Raw genomic sequence first — 8832 nt, forward strand, 5'->3', positions numbered from 1 at the left:
GTGATCTCCTCCGTCTCTGACGGGCTGACGGCGGCCCCCCTCTTCGGCCTGATCGCACTCGCGGTCCTGGTCGGCTGGGGGGCCGTCTGGCTCTTCATCACCGCATACCGTTACATCCGGGCAACACCCTTCCAAAGGACGCGAATCCGTCACGCCTGGAAGGTCACCCGCCAGTGGAAAAGGCTCGCGCCGAACGTCGGCCTCGCCCGCGTCGACGAGAACACCAAGGGCCGCAAGTCCCTCGACGGCAAAGCCATGAAGCCCATCACCGTGGTGCCCAAGCTCAAGGTCTTCCCCGAGCCCTGGGGCATCCGCGTCCGAGCCGCCACGATCCCCAAGGTCGGCATCGAGGAGTACGAAAAAGCGGCTGGATGGCTGGCCGACTCCTGGGGCTGCGAGACAGTCGAAGTCCAGCGCATCGCGGCCGGCCTCGTCGAACTCCGGGGCCTTGTCGGCAACCCCCTCGATGACCACTTCCCGTACGCCTTCCCGAGCACGAACGACTGGGTCCTCCCCATCGGTCGCAACCCCTGGGGCCGAGAGATCAACATCCCGCTTCGAGAACTCTCCGGGATCAAGGTCGCTGGGATGCCGGGCTACGGCAAAACCATGCTCATGCTCGGCTGGTTCGCCTCCCTCGCCCGCAGGCCGGAAGTCCAGTTCGTCGTCTTCGACGGCAAGACCTCAGACCCGCGATACGGCGACTGGGGAGAGGTAGGCCAGCGAGCCATGTTCACCGTCGGGGACAACCCCGAGACCGCCCACCAACGTCTGACTGAGCTCGTCCGCCTGATCAAGGACCGCCCCGCCCAGCTCGTCGCCGAACGCGGAACTCACAAGTTCTGGAAGGCCGGGCCGACCACCACGATCCCGTTGGTCCTGGTGCTCATGGACGAGTGCCACAACTACATCGACGCGGCCGGACTCAAGGGCAAGGACAAAGAACTCATCGAGGCCAACCAACGGCTCATGAGGTCCGTGGCCAAGGAAGGCCGAGGTCTCGGAGTGATCCCGATCGTCGGAACCCAGAAGCAAACCGGCGACGCGATCCCGACCGCGGTCCGGGACAACCTCGAAGTCGGTATCTGCTTCGCCACCTTCACGATCGACGGGGCAGAAGCCGCGCTCGGTAACGGCATCCGGCAGGACGAGGAGAACCAGCCGACCGCCCTCATCGACAAGGAACGCTTCGCAGGGGTCTGCGTTGTCACTGGCGTCCCCGGCCTGGCTGGCCGCTACGACCGCGTTCGAGTCGGCGACATCGACGAAGCCAAGATGCTCCAGCTCGTCACCGACTCGGCCGGCCTTCTTCGCAACGTCATCCCCGCGGCTGCCCCAACCATCCGAGACGCATCCGCCGAGAAGGCCGGCCCCACCATCCCCCTGCAGACGGACACCACCCGCAAGACCAACACCCGACGGAGGAACGCCTCATGAGCCCACAGGAGACCGCCACGGCGGTCTACAGCCCCCAACCCCTCACCATCGGCCCCGGACAAGCTCTCAGCCCCGCACACGGCTTCCAGACGGCCTCTGTGGTCGTCGTCCAACAACAGGCCCCACAACCAAGCTGGCTCAAGGCTCACGCAGGACAGCTCATCGCCGGAGCCGGAGCGGGAGGACTGGTTATCGCCGTGCTCCTGGCGGTCGCCGTCGTCGCGGTCGCGATCGGCATCGGCGCCATCTCATGCGCCCTCGGCTGGCTCGTGATCAAGAGCCTGATCGGAGACCAGAGCAAGAAGTGACCGACCGGCGTGTTCGTACCACGCCGGTCGGCCACACCCCGAAGGATCTCAGATGAGAAACGACGGAGGCCCGGACCGCTTGCGACGGCCGGGCCTCTGGGTCTCCGCACCACCTGCGATAGCGAGAACGGAGAACGTCCATGGGCAGCGTAGAGCAGGCCGATGACACAGCGCGAGACGACAAGGCCGATCGGGCCACATACGGAGAGCTGGTCACCGAACAGGTCGCGAAAGACCTTCGAGCCAACGCCGGTCGCCAGGTTCCCCGGCCCCCCGGGCCGCAGGCAGGAGGGGGAGCCGGGGCCGCCTCTGGCGGCCTGGCGAACGGCCTCCCTAGGTACAACGCGAATAATGTTTCCCACAACCAAGAAACCCCCAGCTCAGAGGCCGAATCGGGCGTTCGGCAATCGCGCCGGGGCAAGCGGTTCGCTCAGCGGGAAATCCTCTGGTCGATCACGACGCTCGACCGCGTCCGCAAGTGCGGCCGGACGACCAACGGCAACGTCGGCGACGGCCTGGCAGCCATCGTCCTCAACGCCGGTGTCGCGCACTGGTCCGGCTTCTGCACATGCGGTTCCATCTGGGCCTGCCCGGTGTGCTCAGCCAAGATCAGGGCAACCCGTGCCGACGAAATCGCTCGCGCTGTCGCCCGGCATATGGCCGAAGGCGGAACAGCCTGGATGGTCACCCTGACGGCTCGCCACAAACGCCATCACGACCTGGCTCCGCTCTTCGATGCGGTCGCCAACGGCTGGCGGAAACTCATGTCTGGCCGGGCCTGGGCTGGAGATCCCAAGCGCGAAGTCGTCGGAGAAAGGGACCGGCTCGGAGTACGCGGAAACATTCGCTCTCTCGAAGTCACCTACGGAACTCGAAACGGCTGGCACCCGCACTTGCACGTCGTATTGCTCCTCAACAACGAGACCGGCGAAGAACTCGCATACGCCATTCACCGCTGGGACAAGACCTGGCGAGCCTGGATGAAGAAGAAGGGCTTCGAGCCGAGCAAAGAACACGGCGTCAACTGGTCCAAAGTCACCACCCCGGAAGAGGCAGGCGAATACATCGCCAAAGTGCAAGAAGGAAAAGGCCACTTGGGAAACGAGATGGCTCGCGGCGACATGAAGGCCGGCCGTCTCGGAACCCTCGCGCCGTTCGAGATGCTGGAGTACATGCGCCAGACTGGAGACATGGCCGTTGTCCCCATCTGGCAGGAGTACGAGAAGGGCACCTTCCGGCGCCGGGCCATCACCTGGTCACGCGGCTTGCGGGCTCAACTCCTCGACGACGAACCAGAGTTGACCGACGAAGAGGTTGCCGCGGAAGACATCGGAGGAGAGACCTGGGCACTCCTGCCGGCCGAATCGCTGAAGTCCATCCGTCGGGTCCCTGGCCTCCAGGCCGCCATCCTCGACACAGCAGAGAACGGCGGGTTCGCTGAACTCGTCAACCTGCTCACGGCCTACCACCTGGTCTACGAGAAAGGCCCTGACGCACCGTCAGTCGCCAAGTCTTCCTAGGAGTTGGTGAACTGTTTGATTTGCGGGGCGGGAGCATGAAAAGGGGCCATTACACTTGTGCCAATGGAGAGGGCAGGATGCCCTCACCCAGTAGTTAGCACTCGGCCCCTTTTCTTGCTCCCGGAGGGGCCCCCGTAAATTAAAGAGTTCATCAACTCCGGCCCCAAAAACAAAAATTGCGCGACCGCCTCCGGCGGAAGGTTCGCCCCCGGCGGGACACAGATCAAAGCCCCCTGACGGGGGCTCTTTTCATTCCGGCATGCCATCTGGATAGACAACTTCAGCACGCGCATACACGGCATTCCTGCTGATCTTCGCAGCATTAGAAACCTCAGTAACTGTCAACGCCTTTTCCTGAACTGCCCGCGCACACAGTTCAGTTTCCAGCTTCTTCGCTTCGGCACTGATCTCCATCGCAGTCCGGATCAAATTCCGATACCACTCAGCACGATCCTTGTACGTCACGCGATCTGACTTGGCTGCGTATGAGATCAGCTCCGATAGAGCCTGCGTCCGCAGCTGCGCCCGCATGTGTGCCGGATCCTTCGCCATGACATGTCCTCTCACTGAATCTGCTAAGTCACTTGACACCATGTGCGTCGTAGGTTCACTGTAGGCCACGTGACGCCCCGTCCACCACGGTTCGGCAAGTGATGACCCGTCAGGCAGATTCTGCGAAATCTGTCCACAGGCCAGATGTCCGACCCTCGGTGTACGACAGAGATCACCTACACGAGAGAGGCACCTGTTATGCCCGCGATCTTCTTCGTTGACCAGGTCAAGAGCTTCAACATGCTGATGTTCCTCAGCAGCTCCCCGAAGACCGTCTTCGGCAACAACGACAAGCAGGACACGACCAAGGACGGCATCCCGAAGTGGGAGGTACAGGTCGTCGCCACCTTCACCCAGTTCGGCCGCGTCGAAAACGAAATCCTCAAGGTCGGCATCGCCTCCGAGCAGGACCCCGCCAAGTCGGTTAGTGGTCCCCAGCCGATCGAGCTGGTCGGCTTCCGAGTCGGAGTCAGCCCGGCTGAGAAGCGGACCGATCGCAACGGCAACGAGAAGATCGTGGGCGGAACCGCCTGGTACCAGGCTGACGAAGTCCGAGCCCTCAACGCCGTTCCGGCTGGCCGGAAGTCGGAGGGCTGATCGTGATCTCCTCCGTCTCTGACGGGCTGACGGCGGCCCCCCTCTTCGGCCTGATCGCACTCGCGGTCCTGGTCGGCTGGGGGGCCGTCTGGCTCTTCATCACCGCATACCGTTACATCCGGGCAACACCCTTCCAAAGGACGCGAATCCGTCACGCCTGGAAGGTCACCCGCCAGTGGAAAAGGCTCGCGCCGAACGTCGGCCTCGCCCGCGTCGACGAGAACACCAAGGGCCGCAAGTCCCTCGACGGCAAAGCCATGAAGCCCATCACCGTGGTGCCCAAGCTCAAGGTCTTCCCCGAGCCCTGGGGCATCCGCGTCCGAGCCGCCACGATCCCCAAGGTCGGCATCGAGGAGTACGAAAAAGCGGCTGGATGGCTGGCCGACTCCTGGGGCTGCGAGACAGTCGAAGTCCAGCGCATCGCGGCCGGCCTCGTCGAACTCCGGGGCCTTGTCGGCAACCCCCTCGATGACCACTTCCCGTACGCCTTCCCGAGCACGAACGACTGGGTCCTCCCCATCGGTCGCAACCCCTGGGGCCGAGAGATCAACATCCCGCTTCGAGAACTCTCCGGGATCAAGGTCGCTGGGATGCCGGGCTACGGCAAAACCATGCTCATGCTCGGCTGGTTCGCCTCCCTCGCCCGCAGGCCGGAAGTCCAGTTCGTCGTCTTCGACGGCAAGACCTCAGACCCGCGATACGGCGACTGGGGAGAGGTAGGCCAGCGAGCCATGTTCACCGTCGGGGACAACCCCGAGACCGCCCACCAACGTCTGACTGAGCTCGTCCGCCTGATCAAGGACCGCCCCGCCCAGCTCGTCGCCGAACGCGGAACTCACAAGTTCTGGAAGGCCGGGCCGACCACCACGATCCCGTTGGTCCTGGTGCTCATGGACGAGTGCCACAACTACATCGACGCGGCCGGACTCAAGGGCAAGGACAAAGAACTCATCGAGGCCAACCAACGGCTCATGAGGTCCGTGGCCAAGGAAGGCCGAGGTCTCGGAGTGATCCCGATCGTCGGAACCCAGAAGCAAACCGGCGACGCGATCCCGACCGCGGTCCGGGACAACCTCGAAGTCGGTATCTGCTTCGCCACCTTCACGATCGACGGGGCAGAAGCCGCGCTCGGTAACGGCATCCGGCAGGACGAGGAGAACCAGCCGACCGCCCTCATCGACAAGGAACGCTTCGCAGGGGTCTGCGTTGTCACTGGCGTCCCCGGCCTGGCTGGCCGCTACGACCGCGTTCGAGTCGGCGACATCGACGAAGCCAAGATGCTCCAGCTCGTCACCGACTCGGCCGGCCTTCTTCGCAACGTCATCCCCGCGGCTGCCCCAACCATCCGAGACGCATCCGCCGAGAAGGCCGGCCCCACCATCCCCCTGCAGACGGACACCACCCGCAAGACCAACACCCGACGGAGGAACGCCTCATGAGCCCACAGGAGACCGCCACGGCGGTCTACAGCCCCCAACCCCTCACCATCGGCCCCGGACAAGCTCTCAGCCCCGCACACGGCTTCCAGACGGCCTCTGTGGTCGTCGTCCAACAACAGGCCCCACAACCAAGCTGGCTCAAGGCTCACGCAGGACAGCTCATCGCCGGAGCCGGAGCGGGAGGACTGGTTATCGCCGTGCTCCTGGCGGTCGCCGTCGTCGCGGTCGCGATCGGCATCGGCGCCATCTCATGCGCCCTCGGCTGGCTCGTGATCAAGAGCCTGATCGGAGACCAGAGCAAGAAGTGACCGACCGGCGTGTTCGTACCACGCCGGTCGGCCACACCCCGAAGGATCTCAGATGAGAAACGACGGAGGCCCGGACCGCTTGCGACGGCCGGGCCTCTGGGTCTCCGCACCACCTGCGATAGCGAGAACGGAGAACGTCCATGGGCAGCGTAGAGCAGGCCGATGACACAGCGCGAGACGACAAGGCCGATCGGGCCACATACGGAGAGCTGGTCACCGAACAGGTCGCGAAAGACCTTCGAGCCAACGCCGGTCGCCAGGTTCCCCGGCCCCCCGGGCCGCAGGCAGGAGGGGGAGCCGGGGCCGCCTCTGGCGGCCTGGCGAACGGCCTCCCTAGGTACAACGCGAATAATGTTTCCCACAACCAAGAAACCCCCAGCTCAGAGGCCGAATCGGGCGTTCGGCAATCGCGCCGGGGCAAGCGGTTCGCTCAGCGGGAAATCCTCTGGTCGATCACGACGCTCGACCGCGTCCGCAAGTGCGGCCGGACGACCAACGGCAACGTCGGCGACGGCCTGGCAGCCATCGTCCTCAACGCCGGTGTCGCGCACTGGTCCGGCTTCTGCACATGCGGTTCCATCTGGGCCTGCCCGGTGTGCTCAGCCAAGATCAGGGCAACCCGTGCCGACGAAATCGCTCGCGCTGTCGCCCGGCATATGGCCGAAGGCGGAACAGCCTGGATGGTCACCCTGACGGCTCGCCACAAACGCCATCACGACCTGGCTCCGCTCTTCGATGCGGTCGCCAACGGCTGGCGGAAACTCATGTCTGGCCGGGCCTGGGCTGGAGATCCCAAGCGCGAAGTCGTCGGAGAAAGGGACCGGCTCGGAGTACGCGGAAACATTCGCTCTCTCGAAGTCACCTACGGAACTCGAAACGGCTGGCACCCGCACTTGCACGTCGTATTGCTCCTCAACAACGAGACCGGCGAAGAACTCGCATACGCCATTCACCGCTGGGACAAGACCTGGCGAGCCTGGATGAAGAAGAAGGGCTTCGAGCCGAGCAAAGAACACGGCGTCAACTGGTCCAAAGTCACCACCCCGGAAGAGGCAGGCGAATACATCGCCAAAGTGCAAGAAGGAAAAGGCCACTTGGGAAACGAGATGGCTCGCGGCGACATGAAGGCCGGCCGTCTCGGAACCCTCGCGCCGTTCGAGATGCTGGAGTACATGCGCCAGACTGGAGACATGGCCGTTGTCCCCATCTGGCAGGAGTACGAGAAGGGCACCTTCCGGCGCCGGGCCATCACCTGGTCACGCGGCTTGCGGGCTCAACTCCTCGACGACGAACCAGAGTTGACCGACGAAGAGGTTGCCGCGGAAGACATCGGAGGAGAGACCTGGGCACTCCTGCCGGCCGAATCGCTGAAGTCCATCCGTCGGGTCCCTGGCCTCCAGGCCGCCATCCTCGACACAGCAGAGAACGGCGGGTTCGCTGAACTCGTCAACCTGCTCACGGCCTACCACCTGGTCTACGAGAAAGGCCCTGACGCACCGTCAGTCGCCAAGTCTTCCTAGGAGTTGGTGAACTGTTTGATTTGCGGGGCGGGAGCATGAAAAGGGGCCATTACACTTGTGCCAATGGAGAGGGCAGGATGCCCTCACCCAGTAGTTAGCACTCGGCCCCTTTTCTTGCTCCCGGAGGGGCCCCCGTAAATTAAAGAGTTCATCAACTCCGGCCCCAAAAACAAAAATTGCGCGACCGCCTCCGGCGGAAGGTTCGCCCCCGGCGGGACACAGATCAAAGCCCCCTGACGGGGGCTCTTTTCATTCCGGCATGCCATCTGGATAGACAACTTCAGCACGCGCATACACGGCATTCCTGCTGATCTTCGCAGCATTAGAAACCTCAGTAACTGTCAACGCCTTTTCCTGAACTGCCCGCGCACACAGTTCAGTTTCCAGCTTCTTCGCTTCGGCACTGATCTCCATCGCAGTCCGGATCAAATTCCGATACCACTCAGCACGATCCTTGTACGTCACGCGATCTGACTTGGCTGCGTATGAGATCAGCTCCGATAGAGCCTGCGTCCGCAGCTGCGCCCGCATGTGTGCCGGATCCTTCGCCATGACATGTCCTCTCACTGAATCTGCTAAGTCACTTGACACCATGTGCGTCGTAGGTTCACTGTAGGCCACGTGACGCCCCGTCCACCACGGTTCGGCAAGTGATGACCCGTCAGGCAGATTCTGCGAAATCTGTCCACAGGCCAGATGTCCGACCCTCGGTGTACGACAGAGATCACCTACACGAGAGAGGCACCTGTTATGCCCGCGATCTTCTTCGTTGACCAGGTCAAGAGCTTCAACATGCTGATGTTCCTCAGCAGCTCCCCGAAGACCGTCTTCGGCAACAACGACAAGCAGGACACGACCAAGGACGGCATCCCGAAGTGGGAGGTACAGGTCGTCGCCACCTTCACCCAGTTCGGCCGCGTCGAAAACGAAATCCTCAAGGTCGGCATCGCCTCCGAGCAGGACCCCGCCAAGTCGGTTAGTGGTCCCCAGCCGATCGAGCTGGTCGGCTTCCGAGTCGGAGTCAGCCCGGCTGAGAAGCGGACCGATCGCAACGGCAACGAGAAGATCGTGGGCGGAACCGCCTGGTACCAGGCTGACGAAGTCCGAGCCCTCAACGCCGTTCCGGCTGGCCGGAAGTCGGAGGGCTGATC

10 protein-coding genes are annotated in these 8832 nt (G+C 63.4%); 8 read left to right on the forward strand and 2 right to left on the reverse strand.

Features of this window, described 5'->3' with window-relative positions; all coding sequences use genetic code 11:
- From ACQP17_RS35120 to ACQP17_RS35130, 3 genes are all read left to right on the forward strand, one after another.
- Positions 1-1437, forward strand: coding sequence for a hypothetical protein (locus ACQP17_RS35120; protein ID WP_433860280.1), 1437 nt, complete (start codon positions 1-3; stop codon positions 1435-1437).
- Positions 1434-1745, forward strand: coding sequence for a hypothetical protein (locus tag ACQP17_RS35125; protein ID WP_433860281.1), 312 nt, complete (start codon positions 1434-1436; stop codon positions 1743-1745). The genes ACQP17_RS35120 and ACQP17_RS35125 overlap by 4 nt, the downstream gene beginning before the upstream one ends.
- A 140-nt stretch (positions 1746-1885) precedes the next feature.
- Complete coding sequence (locus ACQP17_RS35130) at positions 1886-3265, forward strand: protein rep (RefSeq protein ID WP_433860282.1); 1380 nt, start codon at positions 1886-1888, stop codon at positions 3263-3265.
- A 249-nt stretch (positions 3266-3514) separates the two neighbouring features.
- On the opposite strand, the gene ACQP17_RS35135 is transcribed toward ACQP17_RS35130, so the two are convergent.
- Positions 3515-3817 carry a hypothetical protein gene (locus ACQP17_RS35135; protein ID WP_433860283.1) on the reverse strand — a complete coding sequence of 101 codons (303 nt, stop codon included), beginning with the start codon at positions 3815-3817 and terminating at the stop codon, positions 3515-3517.
- A gap of 198 nt (positions 3818-4015) precedes the next feature.
- On the opposite strand from ACQP17_RS35135, the gene ACQP17_RS35140 reads away from it, so the two are divergent.
- The 4 genes from ACQP17_RS35140 to ACQP17_RS35155 all read left to right on the forward strand — a co-directional run bounded on the left by ACQP17_RS35140 (position 4016) and on the right by ACQP17_RS35155 (position 7681).
- Positions 4016-4414, forward strand: coding sequence for a hypothetical protein (locus ACQP17_RS35140; RefSeq protein ID WP_433860284.1), 399 nt, complete (start codon positions 4016-4018; stop codon positions 4412-4414).
- A gap of 2 nt (positions 4415-4416) precedes the next feature.
- Positions 4417-5853, forward strand: coding sequence for a hypothetical protein (locus ACQP17_RS35145; protein ID WP_433860280.1), 1437 nt, complete (start codon positions 4417-4419; stop codon positions 5851-5853).
- Positions 5850-6161, forward strand: a complete 312-nt coding sequence (locus ACQP17_RS35150) for a hypothetical protein (RefSeq protein WP_433860281.1) — start codon at positions 5850-5852, stop codon at positions 6159-6161. The genes ACQP17_RS35145 and ACQP17_RS35150 overlap by 4 nt, the downstream gene beginning before the upstream one ends.
- 140 nt (positions 6162-6301) lie before the next feature.
- Positions 6302-7681 (forward strand): protein rep, encoded by a 1380-nt coding sequence (locus ACQP17_RS35155; RefSeq protein ID WP_433860282.1) that lies wholly within the window; start codon positions 6302-6304, stop codon positions 7679-7681.
- A gap of 249 nt (positions 7682-7930) precedes the next feature.
- On the opposite strand, the gene ACQP17_RS35160 is transcribed toward ACQP17_RS35155, so the two are convergent.
- Positions 7931-8233, reverse strand: coding sequence for a hypothetical protein (locus ACQP17_RS35160; protein ID WP_433860283.1), 303 nt, complete (start codon positions 8231-8233; stop codon positions 7931-7933).
- Positions 8234-8431: 198 nt separating this feature from the next.
- On the opposite strand from ACQP17_RS35160, the gene ACQP17_RS35165 reads away from it, so the two are divergent.
- Positions 8432-8830: a hypothetical protein gene (locus ACQP17_RS35165; RefSeq protein ID WP_433860284.1), complete on the forward strand. Its 399-nt coding sequence runs from the start codon at positions 8432-8434 to the stop codon at positions 8828-8830.
- The last annotated feature ends 2 nt before the right edge of the window (positions 8831-8832 follow it).

Origin of the sequence: Streptomyces kronopolitis, assembly GCF_050953795.1 — a bacterium.
GTDB lineage: Bacteria > Actinomycetota > Actinomycetes > Streptomycetales > Streptomycetaceae > Streptomyces > Streptomyces kronopolitis_A.

Coding starts and splice junctions, on each gene's coding strand:
- ACQP17_RS35125 (WP_433860281.1), top strand. CDS start 1,434: ATGAGCCCACAGGAGACCGCCACGGCGGTCTACAGCCCCCAACCCCTC.
- ACQP17_RS35130 (WP_433860282.1), top strand. CDS start 1,886: ATGGGCAGCGTAGAGCAGGCCGATGACACAGCGCGAGACGACAAGGCC.
- ACQP17_RS35135 (WP_433860283.1), bottom strand. CDS start 3,817: ATGGCGAAGGATCCGGCACACATGCGGGCGCAGCTGCGGACGCAGGCT.
- ACQP17_RS35140 (WP_433860284.1), top strand. CDS start 4,016: ATGCCCGCGATCTTCTTCGTTGACCAGGTCAAGAGCTTCAACATGCTG.
- ACQP17_RS35150 (WP_433860281.1), top strand. CDS start 5,850: ATGAGCCCACAGGAGACCGCCACGGCGGTCTACAGCCCCCAACCCCTC.
- ACQP17_RS35155 (WP_433860282.1), top strand. CDS start 6,302: ATGGGCAGCGTAGAGCAGGCCGATGACACAGCGCGAGACGACAAGGCC.
- ACQP17_RS35160 (WP_433860283.1), bottom strand. CDS start 8,233: ATGGCGAAGGATCCGGCACACATGCGGGCGCAGCTGCGGACGCAGGCT.
- ACQP17_RS35165 (WP_433860284.1), top strand. CDS start 8,432: ATGCCCGCGATCTTCTTCGTTGACCAGGTCAAGAGCTTCAACATGCTG.